This is a genomic window from Glutamicibacter sp. 363 (assembly GCF_052379505.1).
Classification (GTDB): Bacteria; Actinomycetota; Actinomycetes; order Actinomycetales; family Micrococcaceae; genus Glutamicibacter.
In genome coordinates this window covers 75,827-96,324 of record NZ_JBQSYR010000002.1, presented here as the reverse complement: position 1 = coordinate 96,324, position 20,498 = coordinate 75,827, and the positions used below count along the sequence as shown (strand labels likewise).

The following is a 20,498-nucleotide window of genomic DNA, read 5'->3' as shown; positions in this document are numbered from 1 at the left end:
GCGGTTGGACCCAATGGCGAGTCCAACCGCCGGTTGTGTGCCGTGGCTAGGCGTCGACGCGGCGCAGACGCGACAGCGGTGCCAGCTCGCCCGGGAAGACCTTCTTCACGCCGTCACCCATGGCCTGCTCGAGGATGCGGATGTCGCGGATCAGCGATTCGAAGCCCTTTGGCTCCAGCGAAGAAGCCTGATCCGAACCCCACATGGTGCGGTCCAGGGTGATGTGGCGCTCGACGGTGACCGCGCCCAGGGCGACGGCTGCCAGCGAGATCTGCAGGCCGCGCTCGTGGCCCGAGTAGCCTACCGGCACCTGGTAGCGCTCGCGCAGGGTCTCGACCATGCGCAGGTTCGCCTCTTCTGGAGGCAGCGGGTAGGTGGACGTTGCGTGCATCATGACCAGCTTGTCGGTGCCCAGGGTCTCCACCGCGGTATCGATCTGCTCGATGGTGGACATGCCGGTGGACAGGATGATTGGCTTGCCGGTCTGCGCGAGGGCCTTGAGCAGCTCGATGTCGGTGACCGAGGCCGAAGCGACCTTGTGGGTGACTGCACCCTGCTCTTCCATGAACTCAACCGAAGGAACATCCCATGGGGAAGCGAAGGCGTGCAGGCCCTTGGAAGCCGCGTAGGAGATGAGCTCCTTGTACTGGGCCTGATCGAACTCGACGCGGTAGCGGTAGTCCAGGTAGGTCATGTCGCCCCATGGGGTGGAGCGGATCTTGTCGCGCATGTCCATCGGGGTGGAGATCTCCGGGGTGCGCTTCTGGAACTTGACCGCGTTGGCGCCGGCCTCGGCCGAGACGTCGATCAACTGCTTGGCGATCTCGATGTCGCCATTGTGGTTGATGCCGATCTCGCCGATGACGTAAACCTGCTGGCCGGTGCCGAGCAGGGATTCGCCGATGGCTACTGGCTTGATTTCGGTGTTCACGGAGGTCATTGACTTGCCTTTCATTGGGAAAACTTGGGAATTCAAACTTGTGGATTGGAGCGGGCCGCGAGGACCAGCTCGGCGAGCTCACGGACCGCACCATTCCCGCCGGAGCGGGTCAGGCGGTGCCGTGCGGCTCGGTGCACCTCGTCGCTGGCGTCGGCGACCGTGATTGGCCAGCCGACCAGCTCCATCGGTGCCAGATCATTGATGTCATTGCCTACATAGGCAACGCGGGCCGGGTTGATCGACTCGTCGACCAACCAGCGGGCCAGATATTCGGCCTTGTTGTCGATGCCGTGGGCGACCTCGACATTCAGTTTTGCCGCTCGGGCGGCGACTACCGGATTGCGTTCCTTGGAGAGAATCAGGAACTTCACGCCGGCCGCTCGTAGCCGGGCCACGCCCATGCCATCGGAGCGCGAGACGCGCACGGTTTCGGTCCCGTGTTCGTCCACGTAGGCGGTGTCCGGGGTATGCACCCCATCAAAATCGGTGACGACCGCATCAACCAGGATCGGTTCGCTGTGCTGCGGGACGCGCAGTTGCGCCAGCGCCAGGTCCGCTTCGGTATCGATGTCCATCCCGTGTTCCGCGGCGACCTCGCAGATGCGAACCCGGCCGAAGAACCGGTGCTTGGCTGCCTGGAATCCGGCGGTTTGCATGGCGTAGAACGCTCCGGTCTCCAGCCAGCGGGCCTCGCGGTCTTGTCGGCGCGGCCGGTTCGCCGCGTCATGTCCGCTGGCCAGCGCGAGCCCCTGGGGATCGGCGGTCCAATGGAATCCGTGGTCGGGTACCGCGGCGAAGCTGACTTCGGCTTCGCCGTCGCGGACCGCTCCCACTGCAGCGTCCAGGTCCGCAGGATCGATCAGCGGGCTGGTGCACTGAATGAACAAGGTGATATCCGGAGTATCGGAGACCTTGGACAAAACATCGAGAAGCACCGCTTCGCTGCTAGCCGTGTCTCCGGCGATATCTGCCGGTCGGCTGATCACGGTGGCCCCGTAGGCGAGGGCTTCGGCCTTGATTTGTTCATGATCGGTGCTGACCACGACTTCGCTGACTGTCGTCGCAGAACGCGCCGCAAGGATGGCCCTGCCCACCAGGGAGATGCCCCCGATGGTGCGTAGATTTTTGAGCTTGACGCCCTTGGAGCCACCCCGGGCTGGGATGATCGCTAGGACGCTGGGCTTGTCGGTTTTACTCACATCCATGAGCCTAGGAAGCCCAGTTGGCCACCTGCCCTACATCAGGTTAACGCAGGGTGAAGAGCAGGTTTAGCTTGCTGGGAAAACCCTGTATGCCCATGTCATTGAGCTTATCCAGTCGTTTTACGGTTCTCCGGCCGCTAGTTGGGCGCGCAGCACTGTCAAGTGTTCGTCCAGTTTTTGGCGTTCTTCACCGGTGAAGCGGCGGACCTGCATATCAAGGACGTCCCGGGCGCCAGACTCGTCTACCTGCAACAGGTCGCCCAGGCTCGCCACGGCAGCGGCGTGGGAATCGGTTTTTTCGATTGCCGCGAAAACTTCCGCACGCCGGTCGATGGCTTGGGCCAGCGCCTGGAGGAGCTGCAGCGACCGGCCCAGGCTTTCCTTGGATTGACTATGCATAGTGGCATCCTGCCACCTGCGCGAAGGCGATGGAAGCGATGCGAATAACCGAATCAACGGACTAAATGGTGCAGTGCGGGGCCCCGGCGAACTAGGCTGGAACCTATGAGTGCCCCGAATAAGCCGAGCCAGCGTGGTCCGCTGCGGATCACCGTCCCCTCGAGGGCTGACGGATTCCTGCGTCAGTTCACCGCGCTGGTCGGTGGCCCGTTGGGCCGTCACAGCGATCCGGGGCGAGTCAGTCCCGGATTCTTCAGCGTTGAACGAGTCATGATCCTGCTGACTACCCTCGGCGCACTGTTCATGCTCTTGGCAAAGAACCCCTGCAGGCTTAATGGTTGGGGCGGTTCCAACCCCTACGTATATGCCTGCTACACCGACTGGGTGCCGCTCTTCGGGGCCCGCGGATTCGCCGACAACCCGTGGGTTCCGTTCAGCAGCGGGGCCGAATTCGAATACCCGGTGCTGATGAGCGCGGTGGCCTCGGCGGTTGCCGCGCTGGTCCCGCAGGGTCTGGAGAACCGCTCGCTGCTCTACTTCGATATGAACCTGGCCATCGTGGCGATCCTCTGGGTGGTGACCGTGGTGTGCACGCTGCGCATGGGCGGGCGCCGTCCCTGGGACGCGGCGATGGTGGCGATCGCCCCGGGCATCATCCTGACCGCGAGCATCAATTGGGATATGTGGGCCGTGGCACTGCTTGCCATGGGCATGCTGTCCTTCGCCCGTGGACGCATACTACTTGCCGGGGTGCTGATTGGCTTGGGCGCGGCGATGAAGATCTACCCGTTCTTCATCCTCGGAGCGATACTGGTGATCGCGCTTCGCACCGGAAAACTCAAGGTCTTCTGGGTGACCGGCGGCGCCGCCGCGGCCACCTGGGTCCTGGTAAATCTGCCCTACGCACTGGCCTATCCGGACTCCTTTAGGCACTTCTTCACCTTTTCCTCGGAACGCGGTGCCGGGCTTTCAAGTTTCTGGCATGCGTGGAACGCGGTGGCAGCAAAAACCGACTCCATGGGCACCTTCGAGGCAGAACAGATCTCCCGTTACGGCCTGATTCTGTTCTTCATCTGCTGCGCCGGTGTTGCGGTGCTCGGTCTGCTGGCCAAGCGTACTCCGCGCCTGGGGTCGCTGGCATTCCTGATCATCGCATCCTTCGTGCTGGTCAATAAGGTCTACTCTCCGCAGTTCATCGTCTGGCTGATTCCGTTGTTCGCGCTGGCACTGCCACGCTGGCGGTTGTTCCTGGTCTGGATGATGGTGGAGGTCGCCCACTTCTACGGGCTATGGAACTATCTCGATGCATTCTCCGGAGAGCAAGACCCACATAAAACCTTCCCGGAAATCGGCTACGTGGTGCTGGTGCTCGCGCATATGGGCATGCTTGCCTACTTGATGTTCCAGGTGGTGCGCTCGATCCTTGACCCGCGCCGCGATCCAATCCGTGCGGTAGGCCAGGACGACCCGCTGGCTGGTGCCTTCGCCGGAGCCAAAGACGTTTTCACCTTGCGCGGACTGCGCAAGCCCGCTAATACTTCTCAGGAGCAACAGCTATGAGCTCGATTGCAGTGGTTGGTTCGGGACCCAATGGCCTGGCCGCCGCCGCGGTGGCCGCCCGAGCGGGACTGCGAGTAGAGGTCTACGAGGCGAACGAGACGATCGGCGGGGCCGCGCGAACCCAGACCTTGGAGGGCTCGAGCGCGAAGTTCGACCTGGGTAGCGCGGTGCATCCGATGGCGATGCTCTCCGAGGCGATGCATGAGCTCAACGTGCATAAACGGGTCGACTTCATTGTCCCGGAGCTATCTTTTGCTCATGTCCTTGGCGAACGCACGGCCTACGCTTGGCGGGATTTGAAGCGCACCGGTGAGGACCTGGGCGCAGGAGACGGGGTCGCCTATACCCGGCTGCTTGGCCCGTTGGTGGACCGAATGACGCAGCTGGGGGACACCTTGCTGAACCCGTTGCTGAAGGTACCGGCGCATCCGGTGACCCTGGGCATCTTTGGCGCCGCAACGCTCGGCGGCATGGCGCTCAAAGATGTGCTCTCAGGGAAGTTCCCGCAGGCGGCCGCACTCTATGCCGGTTGCGCCGCACATGTGGCTGGCGGATCGCGCGGCCCGGCCAACGCCGGGGCCGGGCTATTTCTCGCGGCCGCGGCCCACAGCCAGGGATGGGCCATCCCGCGCGGAGGGTCGCAGGCCATCTCGGACGCGCTCGCCGCGGAAGTCACCGCCCATGGGGGCAAAATCCATACCGGGCACAAGGTGTCGCATGTCGATGAGCTGAATGCCGAATCGGTCCTGCTCGATACCTCCGCCGAAGACGCGGCGAGGTTGGGCCGCGGAAGAATTCCCGAGAAACTGGCCAAGGCGTTGAACCAGACCCGGCGCTCGCCGGGGAGCTGCCTGATACATTTTGTGCTTCGTGAAGCGGTTCCATGGAAGGACCCGGTTCTTGGCCAAACCGGTACCGTCCACCTAGGCGGGACCGCCCGCCAGATCGGCCGGGCCGAACGCACCGCCAACCGGCGTACCGCCGAGCATCCATACCTGATCGTTGCCCAACCCTCGGTCTTCGACGATTCGCGGGCCCCGGATGGAGAACAGGTCATCTGGGCCTACTGCCATGTGCCATTGGGCTCTGGCGCGGATATGAGGCGCCAAATCACCGCTCAAATCGAAGCGGCGGCCCCGGGATTCGGCGACCTGGTCAAGGAAAGCCATGTCGTTCCGGCCACCGGGTTGGAACGGCAGAATGCCGCGCTGGTGGGTGGTGACCTATCGGGCGGAACCATGGATCTGCTCGGCAGCATCATGCGTCCCCGGCTCTCCCCGGAGCCGTGGTACCTGCAGTCCAAGGGGCTGTACCTGGTTTCTTCGGCGACGCCTCCGGGACCGTCGGTACATGGCATGGCCGGCTACCTCGGTGCCAAGGCAATGCTCCGTCGTGAATACTCTCTGGGAATCTGAGACCTAAGGACTTTGATGGATTCGACGTACTTCGGGGTTGTCCCGGCCTTCATCTTGCTGATCTTGTGGGCGGTCTTCATTGTTCGGTACCGCAAGGATCCGCGCCGGTTGAGCAACGCGATACTGCTCTTTCCGCTGGTGCTGGGAAGTATCTCGCTGAGCATCAACCTGCTGACCAGTCTGGTGCCCGGTCTCGGCTTAGTGCTTGTGCTGGTCTTCCTGCTGGCGCCACTGATCTATCTCGTGTTTGCCGGCGCGCTGATCCACAACGGTGTCGTGATGTGGCGGCGTGAAGGCCCCAGGATCTCGAACCTGCTCTCGCTGGTCGCGGGGCTGGCGGTCCTTGGCCTGCCTGTCTTGGCGTTTGCGATCTTGTCTATTAATACCTGGTGGGCCTATGCGTTCGCCTTTGTCCTGTTCATGTCCTCCTCCCTGGCCGCTTGCCTCTTCTCAATGCTGCTGCTCTATGCCTGGGTGCAGGCGAAGTTCCCCTCCAAGGGGCAGGGCGCCGCGGTGGTAGTGCTGGGGGCACGCACCATTAAAGGCAAAGTCACTCCCTTGCTGCGCGGGCGATTGGATAGGGGAATCTCGCTTTACGAAACCGCTTCCGAGCCTAAACCCTTGTTGGTTCCGAGCGGCGGGCAAGGTGGCGACGAGGTGGAGTCCGAAGGCGTCAGCATGGCACGCTACCTGCAGGAGCAGGGGATACCCGAAGCGCAAATCATGGTTGAAGACCAAGCAAAGGACACAATCCAGAATCTGACCTTCTCCGATGCGTTGGTGCGTCAGCAGAAAGTCGAAGGCCGGCTGTGGGTGGTGACCAGCGACTACCATGCGATGCGGGCGGGCTTTGCTTCTCGCCAGCTCGGGTTGGATGCACGCGCCTTCGGCGGCAAGACCGCGGCCTATTATCGGCCGAGCGCCTTCTTGCGTGAATGCGTGGCCATCGTGCGGGATCACAAGCTGGTCGTGGGGTTGCTAGCGCTGCCTTTCGCCGCGGTGGTCATCGGGGCCCTGGTGCTTCTGTTGAACTACGACCAGGTACGCTAAACAGCACATACGTGCACCTATAGGTGTATGCGGGTCGCCGCTGAGCTGCTGGCTCAGTCTTTGGAGTGAGAGCCAAAATCAGCATTCGGGGCGGTGCTTTCCAGCTGTTCGGTTTCTAAACTGGAAGTATGATTCAGGCACATGAGTTAACCAAAAAATATGGTGCGAAAACCGTAGTCGACAACGTGTCGTTTACGGTGCAGCCGGGAATGGTGACCGGATTCCTTGGCCCTAACGGCGCGGGCAAGTCAACGACCATGCGCATGATCGTGGGCCTAGCCAAGCCAACCGGCGGGCAGGTCACCGTCAATGGCAAAAAATTCGCCTCCTCCAAGCACCCGCTGACCGAGGTGGGCGCGCTACTTGAGGCTAAATCGGTACATAAGTCGCTCTCCGCGCGATCCCACCTGCGAGCCATGGCGGCCACCGGCGGAATTCCGGCCTCCCGAGTTGACGAAGTTCTGGAACTCACCGGCCTGAGCCAGCTCAACCGCAAGAAGGTCGGTGGCTTCTCGCTGGGCATGGGACAGCGTCTGGGGATCGCCTCGGCCTTGCTCGGGGACCCGCAGGTGCTGATCTTGGACGAACCGGTTAACGGACTGGACCCCGAAGGTGTCGCCTGGGTGCGCAATCTGGCCCGCCAGCAGGCGGCCGAGGGGAAGACCGTATTCATCTCCTCGCACCTGATGAGTGAGATGGCGCAGACCGCCGATCATCTGATCGTGATCGGCCGCGGCCGGATCCTCGCGGATGCTCCGATCAACGAGTTCATCGATGACGGGCTATCGCAAACCATTGTCCGCTCTAGCGACCTGGAGCTGCTGATGAGCAGCTTGGCGGCCGATGGGGTGCAATTGACCCGTCTGGATGCGGATACCTTGCGCGTCGCCGGCCCGGATTCCGAATCGATCGGCCGCCGTGCCCTGGAAGCCGGAGTCGTGCTGAGCGAGTTGCGTCCACTGCAACGGACCCTGGAAGACGCGTACATGGAATTGACCCGCGACGAGGTCGAATACAAATCACGAATTCTCAACGAAGCAGTTGCCGGAGGAACGAACTAATGAGTACTCAGCTCGCAACCCCAACACGCGGCAAGGTCACCTTCGGTGGTGTGCTGCGTTCGGAATCCATTCGCTTCTTCTCCCTGAATTCCACCCGTATTCTGCTGCTTGTGGCGATCGTGCTCAATATGGGCATTGCCGCCCTTGGCGTGTGGGGAGTTGGCTCCTTTGCCGGCGAGGCCCCGCCGATGCCAGGCGCCCCCGACATGTCAAGTGCGGCCTTTACCGCAGAACTCGTGGGTTCCGGCCTGGCGTTCTCCCAGCTGATCCTCGGCGTTTTGGGCGTGCTGCTCGTCAGCGGAGAATTCACCACCGGTTCGGCGGTGAGCACCTTCTTGGCCAGCCCGCAGCGTCTGCGCGTATTCGCCGCCAAGGCTACGCTGATTACCCTGCTCTGCGCCGTAGTCCAGGTCATCGGAAGCACACTTGCCTACCTGGTATGCATGCCATTGGCCAAGAACTACAACATGGAGCTGAACTACTTCGGCGGTGATTTCCAGAACGTGCTCTGGTTCGGAGTCTTGGCTGTGGTGATGGCTGCGCTGATCGGTTTGGCGCTGGGCGCACTGCTGCGCAACTCTGCAGGTGGGATTACCTCGCTGGTGGCGTTGTTCTTTGTGCTCCCCGCGGTCACCGGGCTGCTCACCTTGCTTGCCGACTGGGTCCAGGACATCGTCCGTTTCCTCCCGGATAATCTGAGCATGTCATTGGCTATGCCGCTGTCCTACCCCAGCGAGCTTGAGCAGTGGCAGCAGCTGCTCGGGGTAGCCGGATGGACGCTGATTCCGCTCATTCTGGCCGCTTGGCTGTTGAAGAGCCGAGACGTCTAAGAAGAGTTGCAGCAGCTGAGCAAACTAGACTGGATGATATGAGCCAAACATCGCTGCAGGAGCCGATAGTCTCCTTCGACGAGCTGGCGGCCAAGCGGATGGGCCGGGTACGCAGGTACCTGCGCACCCATCCGCGTGTGGTCGTTGTGGGAACCGTAGTAATCTACTTCTTCTTGGCGCTCCCCAACACCGTCATGATGGCCTATCTGCCACAGGTACCTCCGGCGCTGTATTTGCTGCTGACGGTGAGTATCGGGCTGGTGCTGCTCTGGCGTCGTAAAGCGCCGCTCACCGTGCTGAGCATCGTTTTTGTCCTTGAATTCGTTGGCATATTGATTGCCGGCCAAGGCGGCGGAATGGGCGGGGTCGGCATGACCATCGCCCTGTATACGGTGGGAACCAGTTATTCTGGCCGGCGTGCGATCCCCATCGCGCTGCTCGCCGGCTGCTTCCAACTGTTGATGATGGTGCTGATGGGTTACCCGGACCTTTCGGATCTGATCGCGCAACCAGATGAAGAAAACCTCGATGACGCTGCGGCTTCCGGTATTCTCATCGGTGTCACCGGCGGGTTCCTGATTGGCATTTACGCCGCGGCCGCGGCTATCGGTACGAACATCCGCAATGCGCGCATCCACGAGGCCGAGCTCAACCACTGGGCCTCACAGGTCTCGCGCCTGGCCCAGGTGCAGGAACGGAACCGTATCGCCCGCGAAATGCATGACGTGGTCGCCCACTCGCTTTCGGTGATGATTGCGTTGTCCGAAGGGGCGCGCGTGGTCGGGCGGCGTGACCAGGAACGTTCCGAGCAGGTGCTCAAGGAGCTCTCGGGCACCGGCCGGGCGGCGCTCGCCGACATGCGCCGCATGCTCGGGGTACTACGCCAGAATGAGACCGGTGAGCCAGAGCTTAAACCAACCGGCGGCAGCCTCGACCAATTGCTTGAGGGCTTCCGTGTTGCAGGATTGCCACTGACCTACACATACACCGGCAAGCAACTTCCCGAAGACGCCGCCTTCCAGCTGACGATCTTCCGCATTATCCAAGAGTCGTTGACCAACTCCCTGCGCTACGCCCACAATGTCAGCAACGTGCAGGTGCGAATGGAACGCTGTACGAGCCAGGTGCGGATCGAAATCATCGATGACGGTGATGCAACCCGTGTGCCAAGCGTCGGCACCGGTCAGGGACTGCGCGGAATGCGTGAACGCGTGGCGCTTTTTGACGGAACGGTGAACGCAGGGCCGGCGGCCAATGGCGGTTGGATTGTCAAAGCCACCTTGCAATTGCCCGAATACAGCACGCAGAATCCAAGGTCCAAGGAGTAGCTGATGGAAGAAAATATTAAAGTGCTGCTGGTCGATGATCAGCCGCTGCTGCGCATGGGCTTCCGGCTGATTCTCGAAGGCGAAACCGATATGCATATCGTGGGGGAGGCAGCAGATGGCCTGGAAGCGTTGACACAGACCGCGGCGTTGACCCCGGACGTGGTGCTGATGGATGTGCGCATGCCGAAGATGGATGGCCTCGAGGCGACCGAACGGATCGCCAAGCAGCATCCGGAAACGAAGATCATCATCTTGACCACCTTCGACCTGGATGAGTACGCTTTTTCCGGTTTGCAGGCCGGTGCCAGTGCCTTCTTGCTCAAGGATGTGGCACCCGAGGAGCTGGTCTCCGCGGTACGGCTGGTTGCTTCGGGGGATGCCGTTGTTGCACCGCGCGTGACCGCGCGACTGCTCGAGACCTATGTGCGCAACGGCGCTAAAGGCCAGCCTGCGAAGAATGCGGAGGCTCCGGAACGCGATCCGCTACTCGATGATCTGACACCTCGGGAGCAGGAAGTGCTGCGCGCCCTGTCCGAGGGGCTGTCCAATGCGGAGATTGCGCATCGGTTCTTCCTCTCCGAGGCGACGGTCAAAACACATGTGCGACGCATCCTGACCAAGCTGCATCTGCGAGATAGGGTGCAGGCCGTGGTCTACGCCTACGAGACCGGATTGGTGATCCCTTCGCAGGGGCTGGACTTCTAAGGTTTTTGCAAAGCAAAGCGCTGCGGGCGGCCTCCAATAGGGGTGCCGCCCGCAGTGCTTTTGAGCCTAGCGGCGCTTCTGCGCCTTGCGCTCTCTCCTGGCGGTGGCACGCAGCTGGATCACGCGGGCAGCCCCGGCTGCCGCAATGAGCAAGCCGCCACCGACTGCGGCAATGAACAGCGCCAGTCCCAGATTCACCTGGCCTTCGTAGCTGAAGTAGCGCAGCGTCACCTGGTCCTGATTCTGGGCAATGAAAATGATGAGCAGCACCAGCACAATGAGCCCCAGCACGGATGCCGTCCAGATCCGTCCGAGCCTGGTGGCGGGCAACTTGGACTCCGGTTCGGGCGGCGGGGTCTTGGTCTTGGATTTTCTCGGTTTGCCGACCGGGTCGGCAACCGGTTTTGCTACGGCAACCTCAGCTGGATCTGGTGTTGGTTCGTGACCAACCGGGATCTCATCTGGGCTGTGAGGAGTCGATGTCATGATTTCGCTCGTTTCCTAGTTGGCTACTTTCTGCCAGCATTGCCCGAATACAGGCACTTCGTCAAGTGCAATACCTTTTGATTCGCTGGTCAGAGCCCTTCGATGTTCACGAATGCCGAAGGTGAGCCATGCATCGAGTCAGTCCGCGGGTCCCCAATCCGGCGCGGACTCCAAAAGTCAGCAGGCAAGTTGCCGAAAACTCCATGGTGTCTTCGTTGGCATAGCCGGTCACGGCAGAAGCCCACTAAGCTGGACAAAGCTCGGCAATTCAGGCCGACACCGCAACCTGATGAAAGAAGTGAGCACCCAGTTATGGCACAAGCCGCAGCAATGGCCCACATTGCAGACCTGGCCGAATACGTAGCGACCTCCCCGTCGAGCTTCCACGCGGCAGCCAGCGCTGCCAAACGATTGGAGGCCGCGGGCTTCACCGCCTTGGACGAATCAGCCGCGTGGAACCTCAGCGCGGGCTCCTACTACGTGGTGCGCGACGGCGCCGTCATCGCCTGGGTCCAGCCCGATGCAGCCACCGCGACCAGCGGTTTCCACATCCTCGGTGCCCACACGGATTCACCCGGTTTTAAGCTCAAGCCCAAACCAACCACCGGCTCCAACGGATGGTGGCAGGCAGGCGTCGAGGTCTACGGCGGTCCGCTGCTGAATTCCTGGCTGGACCGCGAACTGGTGCTCGCCGGACGCCTGGTGCTGCGCGACGGGTCAGTGCACCTGGCGCAGACCGAACCACTGCTGCGCATCCCGCAGCTCGCGATTCACCTGGACCGCCAGGTCAACGAAGGCCTGACCTTGGACAAGCAGTCCCACACCAACCCGATATTCGGCGCAGGGGATCTGGCAGACGCGGACATCCTAGGCATTCTGGCGGCCTCAGCGGGCGTGGACCCGGCCTTGGTTGCGGGCTATGACGTGCTCACCGCTCCGGCTCAGCGCGGCGAGGTCTTCGGCCACGGCAAGGACTTCTTCGCCAGTTCGCGACTGGACAACCTCACCAGCGTGCATGCCGGGCTGATCGCATTGACCGGTTACTCCCGGAATCCCTCGGGCAACCGCATCGCCATGCTCGCCGCCTTCGACCACGAGGAAATTGGTTCGGCATCGCGTTCCGGTGCCAGCGGTCCGTTCTTGGAAGAACTGCTGGGCCGGATCCAGGCATCCTTCGGCGCGAGCACCGAGGATACCGCCCGGGCGATGTCGGCCTCGGTTTGCCTCTCCGCGGATGCCGGCCACGCGGTGCACCCGAACTATGCGGAGCGTCACGACCCGGCCAACCGACCGCAGCTCAACGGCGGTCCGTTGCTGAAGATCAATGCCAATCAGCGCTACGCCACCGACGCGGTCGGGGCGGCTGCCTTCGCGAATTGGTGCGAGAACGCAGGAGTTCCATACCAAGAGTTCGTCTCGAACAACCGGGTACCGTGCGGTTCGACCATCGGCCCGCTGACCGCCACCCGTTTGGGCATCCGCACCCTGGACGTAGGCGTCGCGCTGCTTTCCATGCATTCGGCACGCGAGATGTGCGGCGTTGACGATCCTTGGTACCTCTCGAAGGTTTCCCGCGAGTTCTTCGGAGCCTAGGCAAAAATGAGCTCAGCTCCAAATGAACTCAAAATCTTGCTCTGATTCTGAGTTCATTTGGAGTTTGAGTTGGTCGTTGCCGCTGGATCCGCTGGCCGCTTCGAACCTCGGGGTACCGCGGCACATGGTGGCATAATCGCCTGCATGACGATCTTCGCTCAAGACCTGTTGGTGTTCCAGCAGACGAAAAACATCTCGAAGAATGACTTCGCCATCAGGGACGGCGCTGGCGTGCAGGTTGCCCACGTTGAAACGGGTGGCAGCGCGCTGGGCCGAATGTTTGCCGGGGCCCGGCAGCTTACGGTCTTCGATGGTCCAGGCAATCCGGTCCTACAGGTGAAAGACACCATGACCTTGGGCCGCGACCGCTTGGAAATCCTAGATGGGCAGGGCAATCCGCTGGCTAGTCTGGTCAAGCGAATCACCTTCTTCAAAACTCGAATCACCATCGATTTCCAGGGCGAAGAGCTGGAAATGTCCGGTGATATCTGGGGATTCGATTTCCAGGTCACCGGGGCTGTGGGTGCGCTCGCCAGCGTTTCGCGCGAATGGTCGGGTATGGGCAATGCCCTGCTCGGAAAATCCACCTATGCCTTGCGGCTTGCCCCAAGCCTCACGATTGGGCAGCGTCAGGCCGTCATCGGTTCGATCTTGGCCCTCGATCTTATTCGGGAGAAGCAAAAACGTAGCAGCTGATGAGAGTTCCGCGCCTTATTTTCCCGGGCACGTTCATCGGCGAGGCATAGCAGCTTGATACCGAGCCAACAGCGCCCCGGATCGGCAGGTGGGTGGCGATACGGTTTTTGGCTTCTTGCGGCTGCCGCACAGGGGATTGGTACCTGCCGATGGCCTGCGGGTCATCGGCTGGTTGCTATCCGTTAACCCGGCGGTGGTCGGATAGGACTCTATGAGTTCTCCTTCTGCTGCCCCCAAGAACTTCCGGCCCGAGATCCAGGCGTTGCGTGCCCTCGCGGTCCTTTTGGTGGTTGCCTATCACCTGGAGCCTGGACTATTGCCCGGCGGTTATATTGGCGTGGATATCTTTTTCGTGATCTCCGGCTTCTTGATCACCTCGCACCTTTTGCGCGAGGCGCAGCGTACCGGAACGGTGAACCTGGCGTCCTTCTTCGCCGGGCGTGCCCGCAGGATCTTGCCGGCCGCAATGCTCGTCATTCTGGTGGTCGTTGCGGCGGCCCTGGTCATCTTCCCCAAAACCCTATGGGGGACAGTCGGCGTGCAGGCCCTCGCCTCGGCCTTCTCGGTGCAGAACTGGGTGTTGGCCGCGGATTCCGTGGACTACCTGGCGGCCGAACAGGCACCCGGACCGCTGCAGCACTTCTGGTCCCTAGGGGTTGAGGAGCAGTTCTACCTGTTCTGGCCGCTGCTCGTGCTGGCGGTCTGCATGCTGGTCAAACACAACCTTCCCGGCCCGCGAGCCGATCGCTTTGCCTCCCGCCGGCGGATGCTGTGGATCGTCTTTACGGCTACTGCCCTGATCTCCTTGGGCTATTCGATCTTCACCGGGTATTCCGGGAACCCGGCCGGCTACTTCATCACAACCACCCGCATCTGGGAACTGGCGGCCGGCGGGCTGCTCGCCCTTGCCGCGGATGGGCATGCGCACGGTGCCTTCAGGCTGCCGCGCTGGGCCGGCTCCTGGTCGGTGCGCAATGCCCTGGTGCTGCTCGCGCTGACGGCAATTCTCGGTGCGGCCTTCAGCTATGACGCGCAGACCGTATTCCCCGGCATCGCAGCCGCCCTCCCGGTGCTTGGCTGTGCGGCCATCATTGCCGCAGGCAGCACCTCGGGTCCCGGTTCGTTGCACGCGCTGGTGAATTTTGCTCCGGTGCAGTGGGTCGGCATGGCCTCATACTCTTTGTATCTCTGGCACTGGCCACTGATAGTTTTCGCCATCCACCTCACCGGGCATGATCCGACCCCGGTGGAATCATTGGCTCTCTTGGCAGGATCCCTGGTATTGGCCTGGGCCAGCCTGCGTTTCGTCGAAACCCCGGCACGCCATTGGCGGCCAGTGGCGGCCTCCGCGAAGCGCTCGCTGCTCGCAGGGGCCACGATGATCGCGGTGGTTGCATCGGTGGCGCTGGTTCCGGGCGTTGCGCAGCGCGAATCGATCGAACGCGAGCAGCAAGAAGTCGCGGCGCTGCTGGCGAACCCGCCGGCCGGCTTCGGCGCCGCCTCCGTATCCGTTGGCGCCCCGGCCTATCTGGCGGATCAGCCCCAGATCATTCCGGTGCCGGCAACGGCCGAAGACGATCAGCCGGATTTAGGCGAATGCGTGCAGGACCCGCAATCCACCCGGATCAAGGAATGCGAATTCGGCAGCGAGGATGCCACTTTTGCGGTGGCCCTGGTCGGCGACTCCCACGCGGCCCACTGGTTCGAGGCGCTCGCCGGCCACGCCAAGGAGCGCGGTTGGAAGGTCGTGACCTATTTGAAGAACTCCTGCCCGTTCAGCGCCGAGAGCCGAACCGCAGAACGCGAGGGAGGGATCAACTGCGCCGAAGCCAATGAGCAGACGCTGAAGAAACTGAGCGAACGCGAGGACCTCAACGCGATCGTTGCGGCTAATTGGGGCGGAGCGAGTTTCGTGGGGGATGCGGGGCGCGGATACGCCGAGCAGTGGGGCAAGCTCGAAGACGCGGGACGCCAGGTGTACGCGGTGGTCGATACGCCGCGGCCGCCGCAGGATTCCTACGCGCGGGACTGCGTGGAGCAGCACTCCTCTAACCCGGAGCAATGCTCCTTCGAAAAGGAGTCCGCCTTCGAAGAGGGGGATGCCACCCGGCAGGCCGCGAAGCTTGAGCCGCGGGTTCAGGTGCTGGATTTCAGCGATCAGTTCTGCATCGACCAGCGCTGCCCGGCGGTCATCGGAAATGTACTGGTCTACCGGGATAAGCATCATGTTTCGGACACCTATATGCGCACGTTGGCGCCGGTGTTCGGCGATCGTCTGGAAGCTGCGATGGACGGCGAGCAATAAAGAGATCATGATCTAGGACACCAAGGGTTCTGCCTAGACCGACATCTCGGGTAGGATTGAAAGGTCTGTGCTACTGCACGCCCGAAACTTGGGTGCCGCGGAGCACGGATAACGCAAGAACCTCCTGTTGCGGAAATGCCGCGACCGTTTAGCCCAAAGGAGGTGGGTTCACATGCGTGCTTATGAACTTATGGTCCTCATCGATCCAGAGGTCGATGACCGCACCGTAGAACCAACCATCGAGAAGTACCTCGAGGTTGTTCGCGCTGCTGGTGGATCGATCGAGAAGGTCGATATCTGGGGACGTCGCAAGATGTCTTACGAGATCCAGAAGAAGGCAGAAGCCATCTACATCGTGGTGAACTACACCGCGGATCCAGCTACTTCGTTCGAGCTTGAGCGCCAGCTCAAGATCAACGAGCAGATCCTGCGCCACAAGGTCACCCGTCCGGAAGAAGCCCGCGTTTAATTACGCTGGCAACATCTTCCGTTGTACGACAAACGTTCATTCTGAGTAAGGAGAGTCAATGGCAGGCGAGACTGTTATTACCGTCATCGGAAATCTGACCGCCGATCCGGAGCTGCGATTCACGCCATCCGGTTCAGCCGTAGCGAACTTCACGATCGCTTCGACTCCTCGCACCTTCGATCGCCAGTCCAATGAATGGAAGGACGGGGAAGCCCTGTTCTTGCGTGCATCGGTGTGGCGAGAGGCTGCAGAAAACGTAGCCGAGACGTTCACCAAGGGCATGCGAGTCATCGCCCAGGGTCGTCTGCGCTCGCGTTCGTACGACACCAAGGAAGGCGAACGTCGCACCGTCATGGAGCTAGAGGTCGATGAAATCGGCCCGTCGCTCCGTTTTGCATCCGCCAAGGTAACCCGTACCCAGCGCTCCGGCGGTGGCCAGGGCGGCTTTGGCAACAACGCCGGCGGTGGAGGTTTCTCCAACGCGCCGCAGCAAAATGCCCCACAGCAGCCGCAGCAACAGCAGCCGCAGCAGGGCGGTGGATGGAATGCTCCATCCAACGACCCGTGGAGCACCGGCGGCAACTCCGGCGGTAACAACGGCGGCGGCGGTGGCTGGGGTAACCCAGGCAACGACGAGCCACCTTTCTAACAATTATTTATTCACCATCCCGCAGATCTCTCTGCGGGCTCCAAACCTAAGGAGCTCCACGATGGCTAAGGCTGAAATCCGTAAGCCCAAACCAAAGTCCAATCCCTTGAAGGCCGCTGACATCACCGTCATCGACTACAAGGACGTAGCGTTGCTGCGCAAGTTCATCTCTGATCGCGGAAAGATCCGCGCTCGTCGCGTGACCGGCGTATCGGTTCAGGAACAGCGCAAGATCGCACAGGCAATCAAGAACGCACGTGAAGTAGCCCTGCTGCCTTACTCCGGCGCTGGCCGAGGCTAAGGAAGAGGGATAGCAAAATGGCAAAGATCATTCTGACTCACGAAGTATCCGGTCTGGGTGCTGCGGGCGACATTGTTGAGGTAAAGAACGGCTACGCCCGTAACTACCTCCTTCCACGCGGGTTCGCACTCGTGTGGACCAAGGGCGGTGAGAAGCAGGTTGAGTCCATCAAGGCTGCTCGTGCCGCTCGTGCCGTTGCAAACCTTGAGGAAGCTCAGGCAATTGCGGCGAAGCTGAAGTCCCAGCCGGTGAAGATCACCGTCAAGGCTGGCGCTAACGGCCGCCTGTTCGGCACCGTTAAGACCGCTGACATCGCTGACGCAGTTGAGGCTGCCGGTCTGGGTAAGATCGACAAGCGCAACGTTGAGGTCAACGACCACATCAAGTCGACTGGCAACTACAGCGCAACCGTTCGCATTCACGCGGATGTTGTTGCAAACCTGAAGCTTCAGGTTGTAGCTGCTGCCAAGAAGTAAGTCTGCTTAGACTCACCTCTTTTCAATGGGTGGTGCATTCTCCGCAAGGGGAGTGCACCACCCATTGGCGTTAACGGCTCTTCCGCACACGCGCCAAGAAACGTGAGAAGTCGATAGTGATTCCAAGTGCGATCAACCCCCAAGCCGGGAGCCAGGTCATCGCAAAGTTGGCCAGGCCTTCGGAATTTTTATCACGCGTAATTAGCTGAATGAGCACCCAGAGCACGGCGAGGATCACGGCGGCAGCGAGAAACGCGGCACTTCCTTTTGGCTTCTTGCCCTCGGGGAAGCTTTTCGCGTATTCCCCAGGCGTGCCGAAACTGCTTGTGGCTTCTTCGTAGCTGCTGCTCTCGGAGTCGACTTCGCGCACGATGTCACGAATGGTATCGATGGCAATATGGCGTGATGTCAGGCTCGTGCGGAGTTCATCGATATAAGTTGCAACGCTGCTCATGTGGTGCTCCTAGGCAATCTGGCGTAGCCAGAGTCGAATTTCTCGCAGGGTCTGTTGGCCCTGTTCGGTGATGGTGAAGTTCTTGCGCGCCGGTCCGCGGTCGGCGAGTTCCCATTCGGCTGCGATATCTCCGGCCTCTTCCATGCCGCGTAGCAGCGGATACAAGGTGCCGCTCTTGATCCCGGTGATGCCGAGCTCATCGAGTTTTGAAAGCATGGAATAACCGTGGCTTGGCCTCTGGAGCAATTGGCCCAAGATCACCACGGGCAGCATGGAACGCTTGATCTGATGAACTACCTTATTTTCGTCCATGACTTAAGCATGATTCGTACATAGCCAGGATCTCATCCCGCTTTTGGATGAAATTTCCCGGTGTCCCCTAGTCAGTACCGCTTGCCGGTATTTAATGCCATGTCGAAACCCTGTGTTGGTCCATAATTCATCGAAATGACCCGCACGAATGCCGTCATAATCATTGGGGAACGCTGCCGCCGCCCATAGCCTCGAATGTGAGAGTGGCTATGGTTGACGAAAACAAGAGAAGCGGTGGAACACATGGGCTTTGCGTATGCCGATCCGGATGTATTAACTGACTCCCAGCGCGACGCGGTTGCCGAGCATCGGCGTACCGTGCAGGAGGAATCCCGCAAGCTGTCGCTGCGCGAAATGCGTGAAGAAGCGCAATTGAGCCAGGTGGAACTAGCCGCAATGCTGAAGCTCAGCGTTGATCGCGTCGCCCGCATGGAAACGGGGGATATCGACCGCGTGCAATTCGCCACCTTGCGCCGTTACGTCGAAGCGATGGGTGGCAGGCTGCAGGCAAGGGTTGTAGGCGAAGTCGTTCATGTGGAGCTGAGCTAGGCCACGAGGTCACCTGGGGCCAGACCGGTCAGCGCAAATTGGACGCATCTCGTCGCTAATATCCCCACCTATCGCGCATAAGGCCTAGTAGAGGTCCAACTGCGGGCGAATAACGGCTAAAGTATTCCGGTGAGATGCAGGTTATAGACCTGCATCACAAGGAAGTTTAGAAGGGGTTATTTTGCACGAGCGTATTCACCACCGAGCCTTTGTTGACCGTTTGATGAGTGCCGAACAGGCGGCAACTTTTATCAAACCCGGCATGACAGTGGCCATGAGTGGCTTCACCGGTGCGGGATACCCCAAGGCGGTACCGGGCGCGCTCGCGGCGCAGATGGAACACCAGCATGGCGAAGGCAAGGACTTCAAGATCAACGTGCTCACCGGCGCCTCGACCGCCCCCGAGCTTGACGGAGTGCTGGCCAAGGCCGAGGGCATGAATCTGCGCCTACCGTATATGTCCGATCCGGAACTGCGCCGCCGCATCAACGACGGCAACATGGAGTACATGGACATTCACCTGTCCCACGTCGCCCAGCACGCCTGGTTCGGCTTCTACGGCAAGATCGATGTAGCTATCGTCGAGGTAGTCGGGGTGACCGCAGAAGGCGACCTGATCCCTTCCAGCTCGGTGGGCAATAACAAGACCTGGCTGGAGATGGCAGACCGGATCATCATCGAGGTCAACACCCAGCAGTCCGCCTCCTTGGACGGCATGCACGATATCTACTACGGCACCGCGCTGCCACCGCACCGCAAACCCATCGACCTGACCACGGTGCGCGACCGCATCGGCCAGAAATACCTGGATATCGACGTCACCAAGGTGGTCGCGGTCGTCGAAACCGACGCGCCCGACCGGTTGAGCCCCTTTGCCCCGGTGGATGAGACCAGCACGCAGATCGCCGATCACCTGCTCGACTTCCTGGATTACGAGATCCGCGCCGGACGGCTCACCGAGAAGCTGCTGCCACTGCAGTCTGGTGTGGGAAACATCGCCAACGCGGTGCTCGCAGGGCTGGCCCGCGGCGGCTACAAGGGCTTGACCGCCTACACCGAGGTCATCCAGGACGGCATGCTGGAGCTGATCAAGGACGGCACCATCGAGTTCGCCTCCGCCACCAGCTTCTCCCTGTCGGCAGCGGGCATCGAGGAGTTCAACAAGCACGTGGCCCACTACCGCGAACGCATCTTGCTGCGCGCCCAGGAAATCTCCAACCATCCGGAGATCATCCGCCGGCTGGGCTGCATCGCGCTGAATGGCATGATCGAGGCGGATATCTACGGCAACGTGAACTCCACCAATGTGCTCGGCTCCCATGTGATGAACGGAATCGGCGGCTCGGGCGACTTTGCCCGCAATGGCTACCTGTCGGTGTTCATGTCTCCCTCGATGGCCAAGGGCGGCAAGATCTCGGGTATCGTGCCCATGGCCAGCCACGTGGACCACACCGAGCACGACACCATGATCCTGATTACCGAACAGGGACTGGCCGACCTGCGCGGGCTGTCACCGAAGCAGCGCGCCCAGCTGGTTATCGACAAGTGCGCGCACCCCACGTACCGTCCGATGCTCCAGGACTACTTCGACCGGGCCCGGAGCGAAAGCTACGGCAAGCACACCCCGCACCTGCTGGGCGAGGCCTTGAGCTGGCACCAGCGCTACTACGAGACCGGGGATATGCGCCTGGCCCGGTAGCAGTCCGCCGCATACCGTG

The 20,498-nt window shown here is 61.2% G+C and carries 22 protein-coding genes; 16 read left to right on the top strand and 6 right to left on the bottom strand.

The window, feature by feature from the left end:
- Nucleotides 1–46: 46 nt before the first annotated feature.
- The 3 genes from ACT3UA_RS02015 to ACT3UA_RS02005 form a co-directional block, all read right to left on the bottom strand.
- Entirely contained in the window at nucleotides 47–940 is an 894-nt protein-coding gene (locus tag ACT3UA_RS02015) for an N-acetylneuraminate synthase family protein (protein ID WP_096282878.1), read from the bottom strand.
- Between the two features lie 32 nt (nucleotides 941–972).
- Nucleotides 973–2,139 carry a cytidylyltransferase domain-containing protein gene (locus ACT3UA_RS02010; RefSeq protein ID WP_444615385.1) on the bottom strand — a complete coding sequence of 389 codons (1,167 nt, stop codon included), beginning with the start codon at nucleotides 2,137–2,139 and terminating at the stop codon, nucleotides 973–975.
- Nucleotides 2,140–2,262: 123 nt separating this feature from the next.
- Nucleotides 2,263–2,541, bottom strand: coding sequence for a DNA gyrase subunit A (locus ACT3UA_RS02005; protein WP_444615384.1), 279 nt, complete (start codon nucleotides 2,539–2,541; stop codon nucleotides 2,263–2,265).
- Nucleotides 2,542–2,646: 105 nt separating this feature from the next.
- On the opposite strand from ACT3UA_RS02005, the gene ACT3UA_RS02000 reads away from it, so the two are divergent.
- The 7 genes from ACT3UA_RS02000 to ACT3UA_RS01970 all read left to right on the top strand — a co-directional run bounded on the left by ACT3UA_RS02000 (nucleotide 2,647) and on the right by ACT3UA_RS01970 (nucleotide 10,490).
- Nucleotides 2,647–4,101 (top strand): glycosyltransferase family 87 protein, encoded by a 1,455-nt coding sequence (locus ACT3UA_RS02000; RefSeq protein WP_096282873.1) that lies wholly within the window; start codon nucleotides 2,647–2,649, stop codon nucleotides 4,099–4,101.
- Complete coding sequence (locus tag ACT3UA_RS01995) at nucleotides 4,098–5,516, top strand: phytoene desaturase family protein (protein WP_444615383.1); 1,419 nt, start codon at nucleotides 4,098–4,100, stop codon at nucleotides 5,514–5,516. Before ACT3UA_RS02000 ends, ACT3UA_RS01995 begins: the two co-directional genes overlap by 4 nt.
- A 15-nt stretch (nucleotides 5,517–5,531) precedes the next feature.
- Nucleotides 5,532–6,566: a YdcF family protein gene (locus ACT3UA_RS01990; protein ID WP_444615382.1), complete on the top strand. Its 1,035-nt coding sequence runs from the start codon at nucleotides 5,532–5,534 to the stop codon at nucleotides 6,564–6,566.
- A 128-nt stretch (nucleotides 6,567–6,694) separates the two neighbouring features.
- On the top strand, nucleotides 6,695–7,627 hold the full coding sequence (locus tag ACT3UA_RS01985) for an ATP-binding cassette domain-containing protein (RefSeq protein ID WP_444615381.1): 933 nt from the start codon (nucleotides 6,695–6,697) through the stop codon (nucleotides 7,625–7,627).
- Complete coding sequence (locus ACT3UA_RS01980) at nucleotides 7,627–8,457, top strand: ABC transporter permease (RefSeq protein ID WP_444615380.1); 831 nt, start codon at nucleotides 7,627–7,629, stop codon at nucleotides 8,455–8,457. Before ACT3UA_RS01985 ends, ACT3UA_RS01980 begins: the two co-directional genes overlap by 1 nt.
- Before the next feature lie 38 nt (nucleotides 8,458–8,495).
- Nucleotides 8,496–9,785: a sensor histidine kinase gene (locus ACT3UA_RS01975; RefSeq protein ID WP_444615379.1), complete on the top strand. Its 1,290-nt coding sequence runs from the start codon at nucleotides 8,496–8,498 to the stop codon at nucleotides 9,783–9,785.
- A gap of 3 nt (nucleotides 9,786–9,788) precedes the next feature.
- Nucleotides 9,789–10,490, top strand: a complete 702-nt coding sequence (locus tag ACT3UA_RS01970; RefSeq protein ID WP_096282863.1) for a response regulator — start codon at nucleotides 9,789–9,791, stop codon at nucleotides 10,488–10,490.
- A 66-nt stretch (nucleotides 10,491–10,556) separates the two neighbouring features.
- Here ACT3UA_RS01970 and ACT3UA_RS01965 read toward each other — a convergent pair whose 3' ends face one another.
- Complete coding sequence (locus ACT3UA_RS01965; RefSeq protein ID WP_096282861.1) at nucleotides 10,557–10,976, bottom strand: lipopolysaccharide assembly protein LapA domain-containing protein; 420 nt, start codon at nucleotides 10,974–10,976, stop codon at nucleotides 10,557–10,559.
- A 312-nt stretch (nucleotides 10,977–11,288) separates the two neighbouring features.
- Here ACT3UA_RS01965 and ACT3UA_RS01960 point away from each other — a divergent pair, with 312 nt between their 5' ends.
- The 7 genes from ACT3UA_RS01960 (at nucleotide 11,289) to rplI (ending at nucleotide 17,465) form a co-directional block, all read left to right on the top strand.
- Nucleotides 11,289–12,569: a M18 family aminopeptidase gene (locus ACT3UA_RS01960; RefSeq protein WP_444615378.1), complete on the top strand. Its 1,281-nt coding sequence runs from the start codon at nucleotides 11,289–11,291 to the stop codon at nucleotides 12,567–12,569.
- Between the two features lie 144 nt (nucleotides 12,570–12,713).
- The gene (locus ACT3UA_RS01955) at nucleotides 12,714–13,265 is read left to right on the top strand and encodes an LURP-one-related/scramblase family protein (RefSeq protein WP_444615377.1); all 552 of its coding nucleotides are present in this window, start codon (nucleotides 12,714–12,716) and stop codon (nucleotides 13,263–13,265) included.
- A gap of 211 nt (nucleotides 13,266–13,476) precedes the next feature.
- The gene (locus tag ACT3UA_RS01950) at nucleotides 13,477–15,570 is read left to right on the top strand and encodes an acyltransferase family protein (protein ID WP_444615376.1); all 2,094 of its coding nucleotides are present in this window, start codon (nucleotides 13,477–13,479) and stop codon (nucleotides 15,568–15,570) included.
- A gap of 172 nt (nucleotides 15,571–15,742) precedes the next feature.
- On the top strand, nucleotides 15,743–16,039 hold the full coding sequence (rpsF, locus tag ACT3UA_RS01945) for a 30S ribosomal protein S6 (RefSeq protein ID WP_096282853.1): 297 nt from the start codon (nucleotides 15,743–15,745) through the stop codon (nucleotides 16,037–16,039).
- Nucleotides 16,040–16,097: 58 nt separating this feature from the next.
- The gene (locus ACT3UA_RS01940) at nucleotides 16,098–16,688 is read left to right on the top strand and encodes a single-stranded DNA-binding protein (protein WP_096282851.1); all 591 of its coding nucleotides are present in this window, start codon (nucleotides 16,098–16,100) and stop codon (nucleotides 16,686–16,688) included.
- 61 nt (nucleotides 16,689–16,749) lie between these two features.
- Nucleotides 16,750–16,989 carry a 30S ribosomal protein S18 gene (gene rpsR, locus ACT3UA_RS01935; RefSeq protein ID WP_026820365.1) on the top strand — a complete coding sequence of 80 codons (240 nt, stop codon included), beginning with the start codon at nucleotides 16,750–16,752 and terminating at the stop codon, nucleotides 16,987–16,989.
- Between the two features lie 17 nt (nucleotides 16,990–17,006).
- Entirely contained in the window at nucleotides 17,007–17,465 is a 459-nt protein-coding gene (gene rplI / locus ACT3UA_RS01930) for a 50S ribosomal protein L9 (RefSeq protein ID WP_096282849.1), read from the top strand.
- 70 nt (nucleotides 17,466–17,535) lie between these two features.
- Here rplI and ACT3UA_RS01925 read toward each other — a convergent pair whose 3' ends face one another.
- The gene (locus tag ACT3UA_RS01925) at nucleotides 17,536–17,919 is read right to left on the bottom strand and encodes a hypothetical protein (protein WP_096282847.1); all 384 of its coding nucleotides are present in this window, start codon (nucleotides 17,917–17,919) and stop codon (nucleotides 17,536–17,538) included.
- Nucleotides 17,920–17,928: 9 nt separating this feature from the next.
- Entirely contained in the window at nucleotides 17,929–18,231 is a 303-nt protein-coding gene (locus ACT3UA_RS01920; protein ID WP_444615374.1) for a PadR family transcriptional regulator, read from the bottom strand.
- A gap of 213 nt (nucleotides 18,232–18,444) precedes the next feature.
- Between ACT3UA_RS01920 and ACT3UA_RS01915 the strand changes: the two genes are divergently transcribed.
- Both ACT3UA_RS01915 and ACT3UA_RS01910 read left to right on the top strand, forming a co-directional pair.
- Nucleotides 18,445–18,780 carry a helix-turn-helix domain-containing protein gene (locus tag ACT3UA_RS01915; protein WP_217990317.1) on the top strand — a complete coding sequence of 112 codons (336 nt, stop codon included), beginning with the start codon at nucleotides 18,445–18,447 and terminating at the stop codon, nucleotides 18,778–18,780.
- Nucleotides 18,781–18,961: 181 nt separating this feature from the next.
- On the top strand, nucleotides 18,962–20,479 hold the full coding sequence (locus ACT3UA_RS01910) for an acetyl-CoA hydrolase/transferase family protein (protein ID WP_444615373.1): 1,518 nt from the start codon (nucleotides 18,962–18,964) through the stop codon (nucleotides 20,477–20,479).
- Nucleotides 20,480–20,498: the final 19 nt, after the last annotated feature.